Consider the following 20,722-nt stretch of genomic DNA (forward strand, 5'->3'; position numbering starts at 1 on the left):
GGGGCCGCGCCACCCCCCTCCCACACGCCCCCCCCCCACCCCGCGGCGCACTGCGCGGGGGGCCCGGCGGGTGCCCCCCCCCCCGCAGCGGCCACAAAATACCCGGCCCGGGGTCCCGCGGGCCCCCGTTTCCTGTTGGGCCGCAAGGGCAGCTCAGGCGGCCTTGCCGTTGGCGTTCAGCGCTTCGTCGGCCAACCGGCCGGTGAGTTCGGCCATGTGGTCGAAGACGGCCCGGTAGCTGGCGACACCCGCAGTGGCCGAGCGCAGCTCGATGATGAGGTCGCCGATCTCAGCCTGCGGCATGGTCGCCTCGACCACGTCCCATCCCGGCCAGTCGGGCCGCGCGTCGTAGCCGAGGATCTGGCCGCGCCGCTGCGGGATCAGAGCGATGATCTTCGACGTCGCATCCGACGGCGTGACGATCTCGACCTTCATCACCGGCTCCAGCAGCACCGGCGAGCACGCGGCCATGCCTTCCTTCATCGCCAGCTTCGCCGCCATCTGGAAGGCCATGTCGGAGGAATCGACCGCATGGTAGGAGCCGTCGGAAAGGTTGACGGCAACATCGACGACCGGGAAGCCGAGCGGGCCCGATTTCAGGTAATCGCGCACGCCGGTCTCGACCGACTGGATGTAGGTCTTCGGCACGACGCCGCCGGTGATCGTATCGGTGAACTGGAAGCCTGAACCGCGCGGCAGCGGTTTGATCTCCAGCACCACATCGCCGAACTGGCCGTGGCCGCCCGACTGTTTCTTGTGGCGGCCGCGCTGCTGCGTCGCTTTGCGGATCGTCTCGCGATAGGGCACGGCCGGCACATGGCCTTCGACCGGGATCTGGTTCTTGCCTTCCAGCCGCTCGCGCACGACGCGCAGATGCATCTCGCCATGACCGGACAGCACGGTTTCGGCGGAATCCTGGTTGTGATGCAGGTTGAGCGAGGGATCTTCCTCGGCCAGGCGCTGGATGGCCGCCGACATCTTGACCTCGTCCTTACGCTCTTTCGGCCGCAGCGCGAAGGCGAAGACCGGTTGCGGCGGCGCCAGCGTGACCAGCGGCTTGATGCCGCCCTTGGTCGAGCTCAGTGTCTGGCCGGTCCTGACGGCGTCCAGCTTGCCGAGCGCCACAGTGTCGCCGGCCTTGGCCAAAGTCAGCTTGACCTGGTCCTTGCCGAGCATCTTGTAGATGCCGGAGACCTTTGCCGTCTCGCCGCTGGGAAGGAACAGCTCGGCGGCGTCGGCGACCTGGCCGGACAGGATGCGCGAGACCGACAGCTTGCCGCCATGCGCGGTGTGGATGGTCTTCATCACCTGGACCACGGTGGCATTGCCATCGGGCGCGCCGAGACGCTGGCGCGTCGCCGCGATGTCCGGTGCGTCGTGGCGGATCGCCTTCAGCAGGCGCAGCACGCCATTGCCTTTCTCGGCGGTGCCGATCAGCACCGGCGTCACCGTGCCGTCGCGCAGATCTGCGGCGAGGTCGTCGAAGATCGCGTCCTTCGGCGGTTCGATCTCGTCCAGCAATTGCTCCATCAGGCGGTCGTCATGGTCGGCGAGCGTCTCCAGCATGGAAAAGCGCGCCTCGAGCTCGCGCGCCTTGTCGTCGCTCGGGATCTGGGCGACCTCGCTCTCGGCATATTCGCGGTAGATGTAGGCACGCTCCAGAGCGAGGTCGATCGAGCCGATGACGACGCCGTCCTTGCGCAGCGGGATCTGGCGCAGCAGCAATGGCACCGAGCTTGCCGGCTGCAGCATCTTCAGCGTGTCGCGCACACCTGCTATCGCCTTGTCGACCTTGTTCAGGAACAGCATGCGCGGCACGCCGAGCTCGTCGAGCTTGCGCATGATCAGCTGCAGGGCAGGGATCTTCTTCTCGTCGGCCTCGGCAACGACCACGGCGACGTCGCAGGCGGCCAGCACCGGCTCGGCTTCGAAGGAGAATTCGATCGAGCCGGGACAATCGACGAAGGTGAACGGCTCGCCCATGAAATCGGTGGTGGCGAAGGTCGCCTCGACGCTCATGCCGTGAGCGCGCGCCTCGGGCGAATGATCGGAAACGGTATTTCCGGACGAAACGGGATTCTGGCGGGGAATGGCGCCTGTACGGGCGAGTATGGCTTCGAGAAGTGTCGTCTTACCGCTTGCGAAGGGACCGACTATGGCAATGCATTTCGGTCCCGTGCGTCGTCCTCCGGCGCGAGTACCCATGGCTGACCTCCACTCAGGCGTTTCCCTGTGAGCGGCGGCCGGCCTGTCGGCCGTCGCGGGCGAGGCTTTTTTCAATTTGCCACCTACCCAAAGGGCATCGTCCCACGGGCAGGCCGGGAGGGCAAGGGATTTGAAGTTGAAGGGATTTGAAGTTGGGGCCGGTTCAGCCGGTGCCGGTCAGGCGCGACGCCAGCGGGGGTGCGTCCACGCGCTGCACCGCCACCGTCTCGGCAAAGCGCGCGAGCAACGGATTGAACAGGTCCGCACGCTCCCAGAAAGGCGCATGCCCGGCGCCGGAGACGATGTGGCAATGCTCCCACAGCGAGCCGTAGGCGAGCGTCTCAAAATAGCCGAGCCGGACGAACGGATCGTTCTCGCCATTGACGATAGCGACCGGAAACGCGGCTTGCTCGACCACCTGTCTCTGGTCGGCACCCTTGCCGGTGAGCATGCCGCGCGTCACCGCGGCGCGCAGCCGGCCGTCGGTGCGCAGGATGGCTTGGCGAAAGGACGGATCGGCGGTGTCGCCGAAACACAGCGTCTCGAAGCGCTCGGCATCGCGTTCGGAATACGTCTTTTTGGACGCCAGCAGCATGTCCCAATGCGCGTGGAAGCCGCGCAGCATGCCGAAAGGACCCTTCGATACCGGCGGCGCGCCGGTCAGCATCAGCCCGCCGACGGCGCGGTGAAAACTCGCGAGTTCGATTGCCACGTGCCCGCCAAGCGACCAGCCGAAGACGACGGCGCGGCCGATGCCCAAGGCATCGAGGAGCTGGGCCGCCGATTGGGCAAGGCCGGCGATTGTGTAGTCCGTCGCCGGATCGCGGGCGTCCGACGATTCGCCATGGCCGGGCAGGTCGAAAGCAATCAACCGATGGGCAGCGGCCAACGGGCTGTCGAACTGGCGGGCGAATACGGCGCGCGAACTGCCTGAGCCGTGGATCAGGACAAGCGGGATGCCGGGTCCCGACGACTGGCTGAGGCGCAAATCCGCTTGCGGCGTGCGGATCGTGCGGTGGGAAACGGCCATATCTGGTTTGGACCTTGGGATTGTCTCCAGGTCAACATCGCATGCCGAGGTCACCATGTTGTTTAGAACGGTGGTTAAGAAATGATTTCTCGGCTTGCGCCGGGTATGATGAACGAATCCACCACAGCTAACCCCCGGAGCCTGATGATGGAATCCACACTCGACCTTCTCGTCTCGATCAGCAGCATCGCGACGCTCGGCCAATATGCCTGGTCGATGCGCGCGCATTTCCAGTCGCCGAGCATGTCTCCAGGCGCGATGATCATTTCGGCCGTCGTGGTCGGCACGGCGCTGTTCTTTCTTGCGCTGCTGTGGATCGAGCGGCAGCCATTGGCGGCGAAGATCGGCGGGCTCGCCATCGAACTGGCAAGCTCGGCGCTGTTCTGGTGGGCGATCTCGGTCTCCCGCAAGGCGGGGCTGCGGTTCGCATTCGATCCTGACAATCCTGACAGCCTGGTGACCGAAGGCCCTTATCTCCATGTCCGGCATCCGTTCTACACGTCCTACATCATCTTCTGGGTCGGATGGGGTATCGCGACCTGGTCGGTCTGGGCGGTGGTGCCGGTCGCCGGCATCGTTACGATCTACGTGATCGCGGCCTTGGACGAAGAGCGAAAATTTTCGCGGACAAGGTTGGCCGATGCCTACGACGCTTACCGCACGCGGACCGGTCTGTTCTGGCCGCGTTTTGCCCGCAGCCGGCAGGAGATGCAGCCGGCATCGGACGAAAGTGGTAGGGTCTAAGACACTGGATTGAATCGAGGATTTGCGACGATGAAGATCATTGCCTGCGGCAGCGTGCCGACGATTGTTGCGCCGGAAAAATACTTCACTGGCCGGGTTTTGCAGACGCCGATCATCGAGAAAGAGGCGCCGGCGCGGCTCAGAGCCACGCTGGTCAGCTTCGAGCCCGGCGCCCGCACCCACTGGCACACGCATCCGCTCGGCCAGACGCTATATGTCACATCCGGTGCCGGTCTCGTGCAAAGCTGGGGCGGGCCGCTGCAGGAGATCAGGGCCGGCGACGTCATCTCCTTTGCGGCCGGTGAAAAGCACTGGCACGGCGCCGCGCCCAAATCGGCGATGACCCACATCGCCATGCAGGAGGCGCTCGAGGATGCGCATGTCGATTGGCTGGAGAAGGTGAACGACGAGCAGTATGGCGGCTGAAACGTCTCAGACCAGCGCGGCGGTAAAGCGCTGGATGCGCGTGCAGGCCTCTTCGAGCAGAGCCTCCGACGTGGCGTAGGAGATGCGGAAGTTCGGGCCGAGGCCAAAGGCCGAGCCGAAAACAACCGCCACGCCCTCGGCCTCGAGCAGTTCGGAGCAGAAGGTTTCGTCGCTGTCGATCACCTTGCCGTTCTTGGTCCTCCTGCCGATCAGCTGGGCACAGGAGGGATAGACGTAGAACGCACCCTCCGGCGACGGGCAGGTGATGCCGCGCGCCTGGTTGAGCATCGAGACGACGAGATCGCGCCGGCCCTGGAAGATCGCCTTGTTCTTCGGGATGAAATCCTGCGGGCCGTTCAGCGCTTCGACCGCCGCCCATTGGGCGATGGTGCAGGCGCCGGAGGTCTGCTGGCCCTGGATCATGTCCATCGCCTTGATCAGCGGCACCGGGCCTGCCGCGTAGCCGATGCGCCAGCCGGTCATGGCATAGGCCTTTGACACGCCGTTCATCGTCAGCGTGCGCTCATAGAGCTTCGGCTCGACCTCGGCGATGGTCTTGAAGACGAAGTCGCCATAAGTCAGGTGCTCGTACATGTCGTCGGTCAGCACCCAGACATGCGGGTGCTTCAACAGCACGTCGGCCAGGCCCTTGAGCTCCGCCTCGGTATAGGCGGCGCCCGAGGGGTTGGACGGCGAGTTCATCAACAGCCATTTGGTGCGCGGCGTGATCGCCTTTTCCAGCACGGTCGCCGTCAGCTTGAAGCCGTTGTCGATGGAGGTGTCGGCAAAGGCCGAGGTGCCGCCGCAGATCGCCACCATTTCGGGATAGCTCACCCAGTAGGGCCGCGGGATGATCACCTCGTCGCCGGGGTTCAGCGTCGCCATGAAAGCGTTGAACAGGATCTGCTTGCCGCCGGTGCCGACGATGGTCTGCTCCGGCCGGTAGTCGAGATTGTTCTCGCGCTTGAATTTTTTCGCGATCGCATCGCGCAGCGGCACGATGCCGGATACCGGCGGATACTTCGTCTCGCCTCGGCGGATGGCCTCGATCGCGGCGTTCTTGATGTTGTCGGGGGTGTCGAAGTCCGGTTCGCCGGCGCCCAGCCCGATCACGTCGCGGCCGGCGTTTTTCAGCTCGCGCGCCTTCTGCGTCACCGCGATGGTCGCGGAAGGCTTTACGCGGGAAAGGACGTCGGCAAGAAAGGCCATGACAGATATCTCCAGAAAGGACCGGCGGGCGAAGGCGCTGCGGCGCCTCTCATGTCGCATCATCTGGTCAAGCGCAAGCCCAGCGCAGGCATTGTCGAATGAGCCAGCGCGCAATGCTGGCAACAATAAATTCATCAACGATCGGTAAAAGCTTGAACGGCAGGACCGTGGCCGGTCCGCCAGTCTCGCATAGCGAGGAACCGTGACGCGCAGCATCGGGCTTGCCCATATCATCCGCCATGATGACGGCACCGCCAGCGGTGTCTGGGGGATCTATACGCTGCAAAGCGCGTTCCAGCCGATCTTCGCCTTCAACAAGGGCAAGCTTTCCGTCGTCGCGTTCGAGGGGCTGATCCGGCCGTTCCGCGAAGGCGAGCCGCAGCCGCCAATGAGTTTCTTCAACAGCTGTCCGGCGGTCGACCGCCTGCATATCGAGGCGCTGACACGGACGCTGCACCTTCTGAACGCCGGCGCCTGCCTGCCGCGAGACGCCTCCATCTTCATTAATTTCGATCCATCGGTGTTCACCGACCGCAGCATCGCCGACAAGGCGCTGCGCGAAATGCGGCTGGTGCTGCACGAGGCCGACATCGATCCGCGCCGCGTCGTCTGCGAGGTCACCGAACAGAAATCGGCGTCGCAGGAAACGCTCTACAATTTCGTCGAGGCGCTCAGGGGCAATGGTTTGCGCATTGCCGTCGACGATTACGGTGCCGACGAATCCGACATCAATCGCATCAAGGAACTCAGGCCAGACATCGTCAAGTTCGACGCCGACTGGATCATGACGCTGATGGAATCCGGTGCCGGCTTCGCCTTGCTGACCGCTATGGTGACCAGCTTCGAAGAGCAAGGCATCCGTACGGTATTCGAGGGCATCGAGACGGGCTGGCAGCTCGATCTCGCCGAAAAGTCGGGCGCCTCGATGGTGCAAGGCTTCGTGCTGGCACGCCCGGAGCTTGCACCGACCAGCTTTCACGTCTTCGACAAGGCCGGGCAGGCATCAGCGGTGTCGCCCGATAAGGACAAAGTGGCTACGGCCGTTTCGACCTCGCGGCGGCCGATGCGGGCTTTCGGGCGCAGGGTGGCATCGTGACCGGGCGGGCCGACATGCGGCGCAAGGTCGGCGAAGCGATCTTTGCCGACGAGGTCGGCATCGAATATGGCGTCTACGGCGCATTCCGGCTGAGGAGCGCCTACCAGCCGGTCTTCGCGCCGCGCGGCAGGTTTCTCGCCGCCGTCGCGGTCGAGGGACTGATCGAGCCGCACCGCGCAGGCAGGCCGGTGGCGCCGCAAATCTTCTTCGAAGGTGTGCCGGCAGCGGATCGGCTGTTTGTCGAAACCATGTGCCGGGTGCTGCATTTGCGCAACTTCCGCAACATCGGCGTCGACGGGCTCGACCTGTTCTTCAATTACAATCCGCTGATCAACGATGACCCCGCACGGGCGCTGGCCGAAATCAGGCTGATGACCAGGCATCTGGCGGATTTCGGCCTGCATCCCGGCATGCTGGTCTGCGAGATCACCGAGCAGGCGGCCGGCGACAAGGTGCTTGTCAGCCTGGCGCGCGAGATGCGGCGCGACGGCGTCCGCATCGCCATCGACGATTTCGGCACCGGGCATTCGACCGAAGAAAGGGTAGCGCTGGTGCAGCCCGACATCGTCAAGATCGACGGCACCTGGTTCGCAGAATTCTGCCGCCATGCCGCCGCCGAGCGGTTTTTCCGGCCGCTGGTTTCGACGCTGCACGACCGTGGCGCCAAGGTGCTGGTCGAAGGCGTCGAGAACGCCACGCATCTGCGCGTCGCGCTGGATGGCGGCGTCGACCTGCTGCAGGGCTTTTACCTTGCCCGGCCGGCGCTGGCCGGTACGCTGTTCGACGAGGAGCCGCTGTCGATCGACAGGCTGCTTGGCAGGGACAACAACGTCATCCCCCTATTCGGCTAGGATATGTCGAGATTCAAGTGATGCCGGCCTGCGAACGGCGGTTTCCTGCGCTTCCGGTGCTCACGTACCCAAAGTACGCTCCGCTCCGGTTCTCGGAACCCACCCTTCTCGGCTCGGCCTGACTTGAATCTCGATATATCCTGAAATGCATCAGCGGCGCTGATGGTTACGCCAAAACAAATCACTGGATGAAGCCGCCGCTGCCGCGATAGAGGCTGGATCAAGCCCTGAGACGGGTGGTTGCGAGCAAGGGGGAGCACCGATGATACTCTATGGAATGATCGACAGCGGCAATTGCTACAAGCCGCGCCTGTTGATGGCCAAGCTCGGCATCGCTTTCACCAATGTCGAGGTCAGCTCGCACACCGGCGACACGCGCAAGCCCGACTATGTCGCGAAAAACCCGAACGCCATGGTGCCGCTGCTCGAACTCGACGACGGCCGCCGGCTGGCCGAATCCAATGCCATCCTGCTCTATCTCGCCGAAGGCACGCGGTTTCTGCCGGCGGACAGATACGAACGCGCGCTGGCCTATCAGTGGCTGTTCTTCGAGCAATACAGCCATGAGCCCTATATCGCCGTGCGCAGGGCGCTGCTGACCTTCCCTGAAAGAGCCAAGGATGCGACGCCGGAGCGGCTGGCCCTGACGCTGGAGCGCGGCAACAAGGCGCTCGGCGTCATGGACAAGCACCTGGCCGGGAGCAGCTTCTTCGCCGGCAATGCGCTCAGCGTCGCCGACATCGCGCTCTATGCCTATACGCATACGGCCGAGACGGGCGGGTTTCAGCTCGACGCCTATCCGGCGGTTGCCGCCTGGCTGAAAAGGGTCGAGGCCGATCCGGGGCACGTGCCGCTGGAGTGGCTGCCTTAGTCACGCTTCTCGGCGCTTCGCGGCTCGCTCCGGAGGTCGGGCTTGCGGCCCTCGGCCGATGACGTGAATGGTCGCGCGGCTATTTCAGCAGGCGATCATATTCGGAATGGGTGCCTATCCAGAACCAGACCACGTCATCGTGGTCGCGAACAGCCACGGCGCGGTAGTTGATATCAACCCGCGCCGACCAGTAGCGCCCGACCTGTTTGAAATGCAACGACGGGTGGAACGGGTCAGAATTCAGTTTGGCGAAACGTCTGTTCGCCTTTGCTCTGATTAACGAGGGCAGTTTTGCGTAGGCCTCCCAAAACGAGGGAGTAGCAAAATGATTCACAGAGGCCGGGTCCGGCCGGCGCGATGATCAGCCAAGGCCTGCTCGGCAAGCTTGTCCAGCCTGCCGCCCTTGGCGTCGGCTTCGATCTGCCGGTCCCACATGTCGGCCTGCAGCGCCTCGAACCATGCGGCAAACGCTCTCAGCTCTTCGGGGCTTAGTTCGGCAACGGATTTCTCAATCTGTTCAAGCTTGCTCATGAATTAATAGTACCACATTGGGCCAAAAACACCACAAAGTGGGACTATAGGCCCAAGGCAGCGGTTCACTGGAATCCAGACAGCAAAAAGGCGGGACAAAATCCCGCCTTCCCATGCTTGGTAGCCTGATCGGGAGCGTTTTGGCCGGGCCGGCAGCAATCTGCTGCTTCGGCTGGTCGGGTGCTTGCGCGCCGGCGGGCTGCGGGCGGGACCGCCATACCTGCGGGGCCTGGCCGCGCGCCCCGGGATAGCGCCGGGGGCGCGCCATTCGCAAAATCAGGCTGCCTTGCTCAGAGATCCAGCGGACGACTTGCCAGTGCGGCGGTCCTGCTCGATCTCGAAGTTGATCTTCTGGCCTTCGACCAAGGTCGACAGTCCAGCACGCTCGACTGCGGAGATGTGAACGAAAACGTCCGCGCCGCCGCTGTCAGGCTGAATGAAGCCGAAACCCTTGGTGGAATTAAACCACTTGACCGTACCTGTTGCCATTTCGATAGTCCTTTACGTTTGCTTTAGTTTGACTGGGCCGAAACCCAGCCGGTTTGTATCGAGATTTTGGAGATAGAACGTCAGCAAACGCGAATATCGCGAGGCCCGGATCGATCGGCCGAAATATCAATGGACCGCATATAATATGCCTTCGCGCAAAAAACAAGACGGGGCGGAAAATGGCGCGGCGGCAACGCTGCCCAACGGCCGCCCCAATCGCGTGAGAGCGTCGTCGCTGCGCGCCTGACGCGGGAGGATCGCGACAGCTTCGGGCACGGGTTTTGGGGAGAGGGACATGAAAATCGTTCTGCTTGCCGCTTGCCTGACGCTGGTGGCCGCCGAGGCGCAGGCGGTCTCGCGCTACGACCCGACCCGCATGAGCTGCGGCAAGGTGCAGGCGACGATCGCGCGCGAGGGCGCGGTCATCCTGCGCTACAGATCGGCGCGCGTGCCGGGGCTGGCGCTCTATGACCGCTACGTGCGCAGCCAGCAATTCTGCGACATCGGCGAGGTCAGGGCGCGGGCCTCGGTGCCGAGCGCCGACACGAATTCCTGCACCGTCTACAAATGCAAGCGGGTGGAGATCGACCGGCGTTTTCGCCGGCGCCTGCTTCCGGATTAGAGTGGGACGAAATGGTGCGCCGGGTGCCGGCCTCGCCTGAATATCAGCACCACTAAAACCCGAACGACACCTGCGCCGGCGGCGGCGGGCCGACGCGCACGCCTTCCATGGCCAGCATCTTTTCCTTGGTGGCCGAGCCGCCGGGCGCGGAAAATCCGCCGATCTTGCCGCCGGCGGCAAGGATGCGATGGCAAGGGATGACCAGCGGCACCGGGTTGGCGCCGAGTGCGGCACCGGTTTCGCGCGCCAGCCCGGCATGGCCGGCGCGCTTGGCCAGTTCGCCATAGGTGGTGGTTTCGCCGAAGGCGAGTTTTCGCGCCGCGTCATAGATCGCCTGGCGGAACTCGTCGACGCCGCTGAGATCGACCGGCACGCCGGAGAAATCGATATCCTCGCCGGCGGCATAGGCCTTGATCGACGCGATCAGCTCGGCAACCCATTGCGGCTCGGGCTTCGCTGCTTGGTCGGCGGCGGCATGGCGCAGCAGCCGGCGGTCGACCGCGTCGCGATTGCGCTGCGGCAGGCAGAGCCGGGTCAGCCCGGCTTCGCTCCAGGCGATACCCATGAAGCCGAGCACGGTTTCGAAGACCGCGTGGCCGGCGGTGGCATGAGAGGCGTCCATGGCGTGCTCCTTTCCGGAATCCTTCGAAGTACAAATCCAGAACAATATCGCATTTCGCGGCCCGGCTCGCCACCCGGAAACCGCCGGCTACCGCGGATTGCCCGAGGAAAGATGCTGGTGTAAGGACTTCTTAACACCCGACGAACCGGACCCGAGCGCCGCTTGCCAGCAAAATTCCTCTTTCCCGTCCTTGCGGCGGTGTTGGCCGTGGCCGCTCTCAGCGGTTGCACCTCGACTTCGCCGGCGACCCCGACGCCGGCCTTCACCGAAAATACGGTCAATACCGATGCCGGCTTTACGCTCGCGCTGCCCGACACGGTTTCGGTCTTGCCGGAGCCGTCCGGCGTAGCCCAGACCGCTGCGCGGCCGATCGAGCCGGCCGCCGCCGTTGCCGGGCCGACGCCGCTGGCGGCAACTACCCCCGCCGTCATGACCGCCAATGCCCAGCCTGTTACCGCGACGCCGGCCGTCGCCATGCCGGTCAGCCAACAGACCGAGGCCATGCCCGGCGTTCAGCCGGTTTCCTACACGCTGCCGCAGGACCCGGCCGCTCTGGCCGCGACCGACCCCGCCGAGGGTCAGTCCAACGCCGGCGGCCGCAGCGAGATCGAGCGGCTGATCGAGAAATATTCCGCGCTTTACCAGGTGCCGGTCGATCTGGTGCGCCATGTCGTCAACCGCGAGAGCACCTTCAACCCGAAAGCCTACAATCACGGCCATTGGGGGCTGATGCAGATCAAGCACGCGACGGCGCGCGGCATGGGCTATGACGGGCCGGCAAGCGGCCTGTTCGACGCCGAGACCAATCTGAAATATGCGGTGAAATATCTGCGCGGCGCCTGGCTGGTCTCAGGCGGCAACCCCAAGCGCGCCGACCGGCTCTACCAGAGCGGCTATTATTACGACGCCAAGCGCAAGGGGATGCTCGGCGAAACCGGGCTCGGCAGCGACAGCCTGCGCCGCCGCATGCAGCCCGATGCCTGAGCCGCGCCCGCCGGCGCCAAACGACATCCGCCTGCGCAAGATCCTCGACGACACACTTCTGGCGCCGCGCTGGCCCGAAGGTTTTTTCATGCGCGGCTTCGAAGCCGCCGATGCACTCGCTTTGCATACGCTGTTGACCGCGGTGTTCGACGACGGCGCCGACGGGCCGTTCGACGAATGGTGGCCACGCATTTCGGCCGACGCGGAATTCGACCCAGCTTTGTGTTTCCTGGTCATTGACGGCAAGGGCCGGCTGGCGGGCGCGGCGCTCTGCTGGACGCGGGCTTTCGTCAAGGATCTTGCCGTCCACCCGGAGGCGCGCGGCAACGGCATCGCCGAGGCGCTGATGCGGCACGCGTTTGCCGTGTTTCAGGCAAGGGGTGCTGCGCATGTCGATCTCAAGACCAATACCGTCGAGAACGCGGCTGCGGTCAGGCTCTATCAGCGGCTGGGGATGGTCGAGGTCGATTGGGCGGCGTGAGCATAAGTTCCCTTCAGCGAGGCTGATCGCCAATTGGCGAAGTCGGCGCCGCCCCTCATCCGGCTGCCGCCACCTTCTCCCCGTATAGGACGGGTAGAAGGGGCTGCCGCAACGCCGGCACGCCCTCTGCCACGCCGGAGATTGGCGAAACCGTCGGCGAAGGCACCTTTCTCCCCGTCACTATACGGGGAGAAATGCCCGGCAGGGCAATGAGGGGCAGCGCACACCTCATGTGATTTGACGCTGCGGCGCGCTGACCTACCCTCTAATGCCGGAACCGAGGAGACGAGCGATGCTGTCACCTTTCAACCGGAGCGTCACGCTGGCAGCGGCGGTGATCCTTGCCGCCGTCAGTGCGGCCTATGCCCATCACGGCTGGTCGTGGACGCAGGACGGGTTTTTCGAACTCAAAGGCAGGATCACGGCGATCTATATCGGCAACCCGCATGCCACGCTGGATGTCGACGCCGAGGGAGAGGCCTGGCGGGTGGAGATGGCGACGCCGTCGCGCACGATCGCCGCCGGCTTCACCGAGGAGGTCGCCAAGATCGGCGACGAGGTGACCGCGATCGGCAACCGCTCGCGCGACGAGAGCGAAAAGCGCATGAAGGCGGCCCGCATCATCGTCGGCGGCAAGACCTACGACGTCTATCCCGACCGCGTGCCGCCGGCCTGAATGGACGGGTTTTTTGCCGACATCGAGCAACTCGCCTTCGCGCGGGGACTGAAGGCCTCCTTCGTCGCCTACCCCATCGTCAACGCGCTGCACATCATGTCGATCGGCGCGCTGCTGACCAGCGTCTGGCTCATGGACCTCAGGATCCTGGGCGCCTTCCGCTCGCTGCCGCAAGCGGCGTTCGTCGCGCTGCTGCGCCGCACCGCGTTTGCCGCGTTCGCTGGTGCGCTAGTCACTGGGTCGCTGCTCTTTTCAGTAAGGGCGAGCGAATATGCGGCAATGCCGGTCTTCCTCGCCAAGATGACGCTCATCCTGCTTGCCGGGGTCAACTTCCTCGTCTTCATGCGCCGCGTAAAAGGCAGTGATGAGCCGGCTGGTGGGGCCGCGACCGTGCTGGCTGTGCTTTCGCTGGTGCTGTGGACTTCGGTGCTTTTCGCCGGACGGTTTATTGGGTTTCTCGGCTAAGCCGAGTGTCGGCACTGGCGTTGGCAAGGTGCAAAATGGTGCGTTGCGACGTCGAGCCGCGGACGGAGGAATCGCTGAAGGCGCTGAAGCATTCCCTGGCGGCGGCGGGCATCTCGCTGGAGGACGTGGTGATGGAGCGAATCTGCCCCGCGATTCCGGCTTCTAAAACTCGGTCAACCGGGTCAACGCAAAGTACTTCAGCATCGACCCGCCGGCGTGCAGCTGTCGTTCCCGTGACGTACCAATAGACGTTCAGATTATCTTCTTCATGTATTTCAAAGTCTCTTTGAGTCGGGGATGAAGGCAGCATTCGGGACGATCAACTGTAGCCCAAAGCAATCTTTCGGCCTCTCCGTCCTTGACACCAAAGATATGAAGGAGTCTCTCGAATACAGAAATGACATCTTTTCCGTGAATGTATTCGTAGTGGTCGAGGTCATCGAGTCTTTCCTCAATACTCTTTGCTCCTAACAATACTGATTCTAGCCTTGACAGAGAGATATTTGAATTCTGAAGGAGTGCCCTAGTGTATCCTTCCAGATTAAATAAAAACATAGAGTCTTTGGTAATGTATCTCTTTAGACTGGTGCTCTTAAATGCAATTCTGGAAGAGGTTTCCTCGGAATAAATTCGGATCGACGCTATCCTTTTGCATATACTCACAATGAGTTTGAAAAAATTAGTCGAACTTTTTTCAGTGTTCAGCGAAAGAACAAATATTTTCTCAAGAGAGCGCTCACTAAAAATATAGCCCTCTATGTCTCTTCTGTCGGTATAAAATACGTTAGACAAGAGTTTCCGTTTGAGGAGGATATCGTAATCCGCATCGGCGAAAAACATTATCGCATCCGTTTGACCTTCGATCGTCCGTGCAATTTCGACCAATCGCCCACGGTTCCCGCCATCCACAGCCTCCGAGAAATCGATCGCGTCTATTGGGAGTACGCTAACATTAGAGTGGATTTCATTTCCACAAAGCCACGTTAGGAAGTTCCGGTCCCGGTATCCCTCGACAAAAAGATGTCGGCGCTCAGGATCCATCTGCACCGCAGTTAGATATGCGTCAATCTGACGTCTCAACACGGAATTCTCACCCCAGGTCAATCATGGCTTCACGATACGAAGATACTAAGTCGGGGGAGTGAGTGGCAAAGATGAAGAGCGGCTCGGCGCCAGACGCACACCTGATTAACGCAGAAACCAATTTTCTCTGCCATGCTATGTGCATTGACATCTCGGGTTCGTCGATCGCCAAAATCGTGCCCTTTTGTTTTGTAACAAGAGCAGAAACCATCAAATAAAGAAGATGATATTCACCAGAGCTCAAGTCACTTTCCTTAAGTGGTTTCTTTCCTGCGGTGGAAATTCTCATTCCCTCAACGCTGTCGATTCGGACCTCTTTTCCAACAAAGAATTCAGAGAGAAGTTTTTCAAAGGTGAGGAGCCGGTCTGCGACAAGCTTCCTTTCTTGCGCCCGCGATGCAAGATGTTCAGCATAAACTGAAAGAATTGTTAAAGCATTTTGCTTTGTACCAGGATGATTGTCAAGCAAATCTATCTTAGATACGATTTGACTATAGTCCCATTTATCACTCTCTAAACCAAATCTTTCTGTAATTTTATCTTGATCTATAACGAATCTAAGTTGTGATTTTAGTTTATCTTTCTCAATATCGACAGTTTCATGACCGCTGAGTTTTTCCAATATCTTTGGGAATAAGTCTGGCTCCGTGCTTGAAAAGAACTGTCGATAATTAATCTGGGCGGAGTTTATGAATTCCGCTACTCTCTTGTCGAGGCTAATTGATGAATCGCGCACCTTTTTCGACTTTATATTCAGTCCATTACTGACAATTTTACCTGACGGAGAGAAATAGTATTCCCTTGGCATAGCAAGCGCCTCTAGTTGCGCTTCAGAGAGTCTCGCTTCTTTGATTCGACTCAACCGCTCAATGTCAATGTACTCAAAAGCTATTCCCACAACATCTCTAAAAAATTCGTCTCGAAAATTCGATACAGCTAGTTGCTCTTCCTCTGTCAGCGCCCCTGAATGGTTGGGGTTTAACATGGCCTGATATTTACCATACGAAACTTTCAGATACTTCAATTTGCCGTCAGCGGTTTCAGATTTTACTTGAAGTGCTCTTTTGTTGTCGAAGGTTAGTTTTGCTTCTGAAAACGGAACATTCCTGAATGTTGTGAAGTCAAGCCGCATTATCCCGTCCAACATTCGGAGCAATGTCGTTTTTCCTACGCCATTCCTCCCATGAATGATGACGATCGCGGGTTGTTGCGCGACACCCGATGTGGTGGGAAAGCTGACCAGATGATCGTAAGAATTGAAGAGCCCCTTAACCTCAAACTGCTTGAGTTCCATAAGAGCATTCCCTTTCCTGAACGGCGCATAGGGGAAGCGACATCGCGGCAGCTTGTGTGACTTCTGCCAAGTATGAGATGTTAGGTCCTTCACAAAAGCAAGGCATGCAAGGTCCATTAGAAAAAACTCTTCCGGTGGCGAGCATTCCACTCGACAATGCCTTTTGCTGCGCAGGCACGTTCTAGGAACGAGGTGTTTCAAGATACCTGTCCGGTGTCGCGTTTTAACTTTCTCTGAAGGAAAGATTGGCCGGCGCGTAAGCGTGGCGATATGCCGGCAGCATCGTCGGCGGGACAGCCCCCACAAGGAGGGAGATTGGCTAATCGCCTACGCGAAGTACTCCTGCAGCGGCCGCACTTCCAAACTCCCAGCCCTCAACGCTGCAATCGCCTCCGCCACCGCAGCCGCGCCCGAGAGCGTCGTGTAATACGGCACTTTCTGCATCAGCGTGGCGCGGCGCAGCGATTTTGAGTCCGACACCGCCTTCTGGCCGTCCGTGGTGTTGAACACGATCTGCACCTGGCGGTTCCGGATGGCGTCCTCGATGTGCGGGCGGCCTTCCAGCACCTTGTTTATCTTTTCGGCGGCGACGCCGTTTTCGGCGAGGAAGCGGGCGGTGCCTGAGGTGGCCAGCACTTTAAAACCCTGGCCGGCCAAGCGCTTGACTGCCGGCAAGATGCCCTTCTTGTCCTCGTCGCGCACCGAGACGAACAGCGTGCCCGCGCGGGGGAGATCAACACCCGCCCCGAGCTGGCTCTTGGCGAAGGCCAGCGCGAAGTCGCGGTCGAGGCCCATGACCTCGCCGGTCGAGCGCATTTCCGGGCCGAGCAATATGTCGACGCCGGGGAAGCGGGCGAACGGGAATACCGCTTCCTTGACGGCGATGTGGCCGGGGTTGCGCGGGTCGGGCATGGCGCCGTAGTGGGCGAAGGCGTCTTCCAGGCTTTCGCCGGCCATGATGCGGGCGGCGATCTTTGCAATGGGACGCCCGATGGTCTTGGCGACGAAGGGCACGGTGCGCGACGCGCGCGGGTTGACCTCGAGCACATAGACGGTGCCGTCCTTGATCGCATACTGCACGTTCATCAGACCGCCGACATTGAGCGCGCGGGCGAGTGCGGCCGTCTGGCGCTCCAGCTCGTCGACAAGCTCCGATGGCAGCGAGTGCACCGGCAGCGAGCAGGCCGAGTCGCCGGAATGGATGCCGGCCTCCTCGATGTGCTCCAATATGCCGGAGACGTAGGTCGACCTGCCGTCGCAAAGGCAATCGACATCGACTTCGATGGCGCCTGAGAGATAGGTGTCGAACAGCAGCGGGTTCTTGCCGAGCAGCGTGTTGATCTGGCCGGTCTTGTCGTTGGGGTATTTCTGCTTGATGTCCTCCGGCACCAGGCCGGGCACGGTGTCGAGCAGATAGGATTGCAACATGCTCTCGTCGTGGATGATCTGCATGGCGCGGCCGCCGAGCACATAGGACGGGCGCACGACCAACGGGAAGCCGAGCTCGCCGGCGACGAGGCGGGCCTGCTCGACCGAATAGGCAATGCCGTTCTTCGGCTGGCTGAGGCCAAGCTTGTGCAACAGCTTCTGGAAACGGTCGCGGTCCTCGGCGAGATCGATCATGTCGGGCGAGGTGCCGAGGATCGGGATGCCGGCCTTCTCCAGCGCATCGGCGAGCTTCAGCGGCGTCTGGCCACCGAACTGGACGATGACGCCGACCAGCTCGCCGGACGCCTGCTCGGCGCGCAGGATCTCCAGCACGTCCTCCGGCGTCAGCGGCTCGAAATAGAGCCGGTCGGAGGTGTCGTAGTCGGTCGAGACGGTTTCGGGATTGCAGTTGATCATGATCGCCTCGAAGCCGGCGTCGCGCAGCGCAAAGGCGGCATGGCAGCAGCAGTAGTCGAACTCGATGCCCTGGCCGATGCGGTTGGGGCCGCCGCCGAGGATGACCACCTTCTTGCGCGACGAGACCTGCGCCTCGTTGGCGAGCGCGCCTGCGAACGGCACCTCGTAGGTCGAGTACATGTAGGCGGTGGGCGAAGCGAACTCGGCGGCGCAGGTGTCGATGCGCTTGTAGACCGGATGAACGTCGAGTTTTTCGCGAATCTTCTGGATCTCTTCGACATCCTTCCTGACCAGGGATGCTAGGCGGGCATCGGAGAAACCCATCGCCTTCAGCATGCGCAGATTGGCGGCGTCCTCGGGGATGCCGTGCTCGCGGATGCGGGCTTCCATGTCGAGAATGCCGGCGATCTGTTCGAGGAACCACGGGTCGATCTTGCACATCGCGTGCACGTCTTCGAGCGAAGTGCCCATGCGGATCGCTTGCGCCACCATGCGCAGCCGGTCCGGCGTCGGCGTGCCGAGTGCGGCGCGGATGGCGTTGCGGTCGTCGACGTGGCTGGCAGCTGTCGTCCCATGGCCGATGCCGGGAATCTCGATTTCGTCCAGACCGGTCAGGCCGGTCTCCAGCCCGCGCAAGGCCTTCTGCAGCGATTCCTGGAAAGTGCGGCCGATGGCCATGACCTCGCCGACCGACTTCATCGAGGTGGTCAGCACCGGCTCGGCGCCGGGAAACTTCTCGAAGGCGAAGCGCGGGATTTTTGTGACGACATAGTCGATGCTCGGCTCGAACGAGGCCGGCGTTGCTCCGCCGGTGATGTCATTCTCGAGCTCGTCCAGCGTGTAGCCGACGGCGAGCTTGGCGGCGATCTTGGCGATCGGAAAACCAGTCGCCTTGGAGGCCAGCGCCGACGAGCGCGAGACGCGCGGGTTCATCTCGATCACCACCAGGCGGCCGTCGGCCGGGTTGACGGCGAACTGCACGTTGGAGCCGCCGGTCTCGACGCCGATCTCGCGCAGCACCGCGATCGAGGCGTTGCGCATCATCTGGTATTCCTTGTCGGTCAGCGTCAGCGCAGGGGCGACGGTGATCGAATCGCCCGTATGCACGCCCATCGGGTCGATGTTCTCGATCGAGCAGACGATGATGCAATTGTCGGCCTTGTCACGGACAACCTCCATCTCATACTCCTTCCAGCCGAGTACGCTCTCCTCGATCAGCACTTCGGTGGTCGGCGAGGCGTCGAGGCCGGACTGGACGATCTCGAAGAATTCGGCGCGGTTGTAGGCGATGCCGCCGCCGGTGCCGCCCATGGTGAAGGAGGGGCGGATAATGGCGGGCAGGCCGACATGGTCGAGCGCCTGTGCTGCAATCGCCATGGCATGGCTGATATAGCGCTGCTTGCGGTCGCCTTCGCCGAGGTTCCAGCGCGTTTCCAGAGCATCGAGCGCGGCGTCGAGATTTTCCGGCTTCTCGGCCTTCAGCGCGGCGCGCTCGGCCTCGTGCGTCTTGCGGTCGGCGTTCTTGACGTCGGTTGCGTTGGCCAGCATCGACTTCGGCGTTTCCAGGCCGATCTTGTTCATCGCCTCGCGAAACAGCGCGCGGTCCTCGGCCTTGTCGATTGCGGTGGCGTCGGCACCGATCATCTCGACCTGATAGCGGTCGAGCACGCCCATGCGGCGCAGCGACAGAGCGGTGTTGAGCGCGGTCTGGCCGCCCATGGTCGGCAGCAGCGCGTCCGGCCGCTCCTTGGCGATGATCTTGGCCACCACTTCGGGCGTGATCGGCTCGATGTACGTGGCGTCGGCCAGTTCCGGATCGGTCATGATGGTGGCCGGATTGGAATTGACCAGGATAACGCGAAAACCCTCTTCCTTCAGCGCCTTGCAGGCCTGGGTGCCGGAATAGTCGAATTCGCAGGCCTGGCCGATGACGATGGGGCCGGCCCCGATGATCAGGATCGACTTGATGTCGGTGCGTCTTGGCATGTCGAGGGTCCGTTCGGCGGGCGGCTTGCACAAAAAGCCGGACGGGATGACCCGGCCGGTTGTGCTCGCGATTCTGGTATCAGGCTAGGAGGGCCTTATAGGGAAGAGTTTTGCCGGATGTAAGCCCCTAAAATGGCAGGCAGTAGGGCAGTAGGGCAGTAGGGCAGTAGGGCAGTAGGGCAGTAGGGCAGAGGTTCGAGCGCCCTTTAAACATATTGCCCTACTGCCCTACTGCCTTATTCCCCTTACCACTATCCCCCAACGCCAAAGCGTCCGTAATCTCGAAGCGTTCGGAAGCACCGACGCGGATCATGTTCAGGCTGCCCTCGCGGGTGAAGCGGAATTCGCCGGGTGCGTCCGCACCGGCCGGCTTGCCGGCCTCGAAGCTGATGATGCGCGTGCCGCCATCGGGCCAGGTCACGGTCACGTCGGTCTTGTCGCCGGTGCGCACCACGCCTGCCTTGCAGCTGGTCATCGGCTGGCCGAGATAGCGCGCACAGGGGATGGCGTTGCCGGCACCGGGTACCGGTGTCCCCGGCGGCTGAAGCCGCGCAACGGTCTGTGCGTCGGCCGGGGGCGCCGCGTTGGCCGCGCCGAAATTCTGGACGGGACCCACTGCCGCGGGCGGCGATCCATCAACCTGTCCAGTCGTGGGGTTTCCACCGGCCAGGGCCAGGCGGTAAGCATCCTCGATCGCCACCCTGCCGATCGCGTCAGGGGAATTCAGCGGCGTTTCGGGAGCGGTCGCGCCGAGGCGCGTTGTCAGGTCGGGCAGCGGCTGAGGCGCAGGGTTCTCCGCACTGGCCGCCACCTGCGGTGTCACTTGCCGGGGATTGATAGGGTCGAGGTAGCGTGCGGGCGCCCATCCGCTCATCTTCGGGTCATCAATGTCTTCAACCTTGCACCATTTGTAGCCGCTGACGTCGCCGCAGCCGAGATTTTTCACGCTCGAACCACTCGGCAGCCGCGCCTCGATCTTGCCCATGGCCGACGCCGTGGCGCGCACGTTCAGGAGGTCATCCGGAGCGAGACCCGTCACAATCGAGACGATGGGCTCCGGCTCCTGGCCGTTGGCCGGCAACTCCGCCAGCATCAGCGGAGCGGCGATCACCGCAAGCAGCGTCGTCGGGAGTGTTACTGTGCGCCTAATCATCTGCCATGGGCGGTAGGTTCAATTGCCGAATGCGCGGCCAGGCACGAAAGCGCCATCGC

Annotated in this window: 21 protein-coding genes; 10 read left to right on the forward strand and 11 right to left on the reverse strand. The window is 62.2% G+C overall.

Translation table 11 applies throughout. The features are described from left to right. Positions 1-153 precede the first annotated feature (153 nt). Entirely contained in the window at positions 154-2,205 is a 2,052-nt protein-coding gene (locus tag NKI72_RS25665; protein ID WP_352851189.1) for an elongation factor G, read from the reverse strand. A 163-nt stretch (positions 2,206-2,368) separates the two neighbouring features. After that, entirely contained in the window at positions 2,369-3,235 is an 867-nt protein-coding gene (locus NKI72_RS25670; RefSeq protein WP_352475048.1) for an alpha/beta fold hydrolase, read from the reverse strand. Between the two features lie 144 nt (positions 3,236-3,379). On the opposite strand from NKI72_RS25670, the gene NKI72_RS25675 reads away from it, so the two are divergent. After that, positions 3,380-3,979 (forward strand): methyltransferase family protein, encoded by a 600-nt coding sequence (locus NKI72_RS25675; RefSeq protein WP_352541071.1) that lies wholly within the window; start codon positions 3,380-3,382, stop codon positions 3,977-3,979. A gap of 30 nt (positions 3,980-4,009) precedes the next feature. After that, complete coding sequence (locus tag NKI72_RS25680; RefSeq protein WP_352772946.1) at positions 4,010-4,405, forward strand: (R)-mandelonitrile lyase; 396 nt, start codon at positions 4,010-4,012, stop codon at positions 4,403-4,405. Positions 4,406-4,411: 6 nt separating this feature from the next. On the opposite strand, the gene NKI72_RS25685 is transcribed toward NKI72_RS25680, so the two are convergent. Then, positions 4,412-5,614 (reverse strand): pyridoxal phosphate-dependent aminotransferase, encoded by a 1,203-nt coding sequence (locus NKI72_RS25685; RefSeq protein ID WP_352772949.1) that lies wholly within the window; start codon positions 5,612-5,614, stop codon positions 4,412-4,414. Between the two features lie 202 nt (positions 5,615-5,816). Here NKI72_RS25685 and NKI72_RS25690 point away from each other — a divergent pair, with 202 nt between their 5' ends. The 3 genes from NKI72_RS25690 to NKI72_RS25700 all read left to right on the forward strand — a co-directional run bounded on the left by NKI72_RS25690 (position 5,817) and on the right by NKI72_RS25700 (position 8,432). Further along, complete coding sequence (locus NKI72_RS25690) at positions 5,817-6,710, forward strand: EAL domain-containing protein (protein ID WP_352851191.1); 894 nt, start codon at positions 5,817-5,819, stop codon at positions 6,708-6,710. Continuing rightward, positions 6,707-7,561 carry an EAL domain-containing protein gene (locus NKI72_RS25695; protein WP_023678335.1) on the forward strand — a complete coding sequence of 285 codons (855 nt, stop codon included), beginning with the start codon at positions 6,707-6,709 and terminating at the stop codon, positions 7,559-7,561. The genes NKI72_RS25690 and NKI72_RS25695 overlap by 4 nt, the downstream gene beginning before the upstream one ends. Before the next feature lie 262 nt (positions 7,562-7,823). After that, positions 7,824-8,432 carry a glutathione S-transferase family protein gene (locus NKI72_RS25700; protein ID WP_352646486.1) on the forward strand — a complete coding sequence of 203 codons (609 nt, stop codon included), beginning with the start codon at positions 7,824-7,826 and terminating at the stop codon, positions 8,430-8,432. A gap of 79 nt (positions 8,433-8,511) precedes the next feature. Here the strand turns inward: NKI72_RS25700 and NKI72_RS25705 are convergent, their stop codons facing one another. The 3 genes from NKI72_RS25705 to NKI72_RS25715 all read right to left on the reverse strand — a co-directional run bounded on the left by NKI72_RS25705 (position 8,512) and on the right by NKI72_RS25715 (position 9,452). Further along, positions 8,512-8,766: a type II toxin-antitoxin system RelE family toxin gene (locus NKI72_RS25705; RefSeq protein WP_352616729.1), complete on the reverse strand. Its 255-nt coding sequence runs from the start codon at positions 8,764-8,766 to the stop codon at positions 8,512-8,514. Then, entirely contained in the window at positions 8,763-8,963 is a 201-nt protein-coding gene (locus NKI72_RS25710) for a hypothetical protein (RefSeq protein WP_352475039.1), read from the reverse strand. The genes NKI72_RS25705 and NKI72_RS25710 overlap by 4 nt, the downstream gene beginning before the upstream one ends. A gap of 276 nt (positions 8,964-9,239) precedes the next feature. Continuing rightward, positions 9,240-9,452 (reverse strand): cold-shock protein, encoded by a 213-nt coding sequence (locus NKI72_RS25715; RefSeq protein ID WP_023678332.1) that lies wholly within the window; start codon positions 9,450-9,452, stop codon positions 9,240-9,242. Between the two features lie 295 nt (positions 9,453-9,747). On the opposite strand from NKI72_RS25715, the gene NKI72_RS25720 reads away from it, so the two are divergent. Next, positions 9,748-10,074, forward strand: coding sequence for a hypothetical protein (locus tag NKI72_RS25720; RefSeq protein WP_023719370.1), 327 nt, complete (start codon positions 9,748-9,750; stop codon positions 10,072-10,074). Positions 10,075-10,126: 52 nt separating this feature from the next. Here the strand turns inward: NKI72_RS25720 and NKI72_RS25725 are convergent, their stop codons facing one another. Then, the gene (locus tag NKI72_RS25725) at positions 10,127-10,696 is read right to left on the reverse strand and encodes a methylated-DNA--[protein]-cysteine S-methyltransferase (protein ID WP_352835646.1); all 570 of its coding nucleotides are present in this window, start codon (positions 10,694-10,696) and stop codon (positions 10,127-10,129) included. Between the two features lie 207 nt (positions 10,697-10,903). Between NKI72_RS25725 and NKI72_RS25730 the strand changes: the two genes are divergently transcribed. From NKI72_RS25730 to NKI72_RS25745, 4 genes are all read left to right on the forward strand, one after another. After that, positions 10,904-11,680, forward strand: a complete 777-nt coding sequence (locus NKI72_RS25730) for a transglycosylase SLT domain-containing protein (protein WP_352851193.1) — start codon at positions 10,904-10,906, stop codon at positions 11,678-11,680. Continuing rightward, positions 11,673-12,161: a GNAT family N-acetyltransferase gene (locus NKI72_RS25735; RefSeq protein ID WP_352835652.1), complete on the forward strand. Its 489-nt coding sequence runs from the start codon at positions 11,673-11,675 to the stop codon at positions 12,159-12,161. Before NKI72_RS25730 ends, NKI72_RS25735 begins: the two co-directional genes overlap by 8 nt. Before the next feature lie 292 nt (positions 12,162-12,453). After that, a complete protein-coding gene (locus tag NKI72_RS25740; protein WP_352835654.1) occupies positions 12,454-12,837 on the forward strand; it encodes a DUF6152 family protein in 384 nt (127 codons plus the stop codon). After that, entirely contained in the window at positions 12,838-13,302 is a 465-nt protein-coding gene (locus tag NKI72_RS25745) for a DUF6644 family protein (protein WP_352835656.1), read from the forward strand. A gap of 252 nt (positions 13,303-13,554) precedes the next feature. Here NKI72_RS25745 and NKI72_RS25750 read toward each other — a convergent pair whose 3' ends face one another. The 4 genes from NKI72_RS25750 to NKI72_RS25765 all read right to left on the reverse strand — a co-directional run bounded on the left by NKI72_RS25750 (position 13,555) and on the right by NKI72_RS25765 (position 20,621). After that, complete coding sequence (locus NKI72_RS25750) at positions 13,555-14,382, reverse strand: DUF4435 domain-containing protein (protein ID WP_352851195.1); 828 nt, start codon at positions 14,380-14,382, stop codon at positions 13,555-13,557. A gap of 10 nt (positions 14,383-14,392) precedes the next feature. After that, on the reverse strand, positions 14,393-15,679 hold the full coding sequence (locus NKI72_RS25755; protein WP_352851196.1) for an AAA family ATPase: 1,287 nt from the start codon (positions 15,677-15,679) through the stop codon (positions 14,393-14,395). A 327-nt stretch (positions 15,680-16,006) separates the two neighbouring features. Next, positions 16,007-19,510: a carbamoyl-phosphate synthase large subunit gene (carB, locus tag NKI72_RS25760; protein WP_352816149.1), complete on the reverse strand. Its 3,504-nt coding sequence runs from the start codon at positions 19,508-19,510 to the stop codon at positions 16,007-16,009. A 220-nt stretch (positions 19,511-19,730) separates the two neighbouring features. Beyond that, positions 19,731-20,621, reverse strand: a complete 891-nt coding sequence (locus NKI72_RS25765) for an SH3 domain-containing protein (RefSeq protein ID WP_352836186.1) — start codon at positions 20,619-20,621, stop codon at positions 19,731-19,733. Positions 20,622-20,722: the final 101 nt, after the last annotated feature.

Origin of the sequence: Mesorhizobium sp. M0437, assembly GCF_040321335.1 — a bacterium.
Classification (GTDB): Bacteria; Pseudomonadota; Alphaproteobacteria; order Rhizobiales; family Rhizobiaceae; genus Mesorhizobium.

Excerpts from the sequence above, each read along its gene's own strand:
- NKI72_RS25665 (WP_352851189.1), bottom strand. The coding sequence starts at position 2,205 with ATGGGTACTCGCGCCGGAGGACGACGCACGGGACCGAAATGCATTGCC.
- NKI72_RS25670 (WP_352475048.1), bottom strand. The coding sequence starts at position 3,235 with ATGGCCGTTTCCCACCGCACGATCCGCACGCCGCAAGCGGATTTGCGC.
- NKI72_RS25675 (WP_352541071.1), top strand. The coding sequence starts at position 3,380 with ATGATGGAATCCACACTCGACCTTCTCGTCTCGATCAGCAGCATCGCG.
- NKI72_RS25680 (WP_352772946.1), top strand. The coding sequence starts at position 4,010 with ATGAAGATCATTGCCTGCGGCAGCGTGCCGACGATTGTTGCGCCGGAA.
- NKI72_RS25685 (WP_352772949.1), bottom strand. The coding sequence starts at position 5,614 with ATGGCCTTTCTTGCCGACGTCCTTTCCCGCGTAAAGCCTTCCGCGACC.
- NKI72_RS25700 (WP_352646486.1), top strand. The coding sequence starts at position 7,824 with ATGATACTCTATGGAATGATCGACAGCGGCAATTGCTACAAGCCGCGC.
- NKI72_RS25710 (WP_352475039.1), bottom strand. The coding sequence starts at position 8,963 with ATGAGCAAGCTTGAACAGATTGAGAAATCCGTTGCCGAACTAAGCCCC.
- NKI72_RS25715 (WP_023678332.1), bottom strand. The coding sequence starts at position 9,452 with ATGGCAACAGGTACGGTCAAGTGGTTTAATTCCACCAAGGGTTTCGGC.
- NKI72_RS25720 (WP_023719370.1), top strand. The coding sequence starts at position 9,748 with ATGAAAATCGTTCTGCTTGCCGCTTGCCTGACGCTGGTGGCCGCCGAG.
- NKI72_RS25725 (WP_352835646.1), bottom strand. The coding sequence starts at position 10,696 with ATGGACGCCTCTCATGCCACCGCCGGCCACGCGGTCTTCGAAACCGTG.
- NKI72_RS25735 (WP_352835652.1), top strand. The coding sequence starts at position 11,673 with ATGCCTGAGCCGCGCCCGCCGGCGCCAAACGACATCCGCCTGCGCAAG.
- NKI72_RS25740 (WP_352835654.1), top strand. The coding sequence starts at position 12,454 with ATGCTGTCACCTTTCAACCGGAGCGTCACGCTGGCAGCGGCGGTGATC.
- NKI72_RS25745 (WP_352835656.1), top strand. The coding sequence starts at position 12,838 with ATGGACGGGTTTTTTGCCGACATCGAGCAACTCGCCTTCGCGCGGGGA.
- NKI72_RS25755 (WP_352851196.1), bottom strand. The coding sequence starts at position 15,679 with ATGGAACTCAAGCAGTTTGAGGTTAAGGGGCTCTTCAATTCTTACGAT.
- carB (WP_352816149.1), bottom strand. The coding sequence starts at position 19,510 with ATGCCAAGACGCACCGACATCAAGTCGATCCTGATCATCGGGGCCGGC.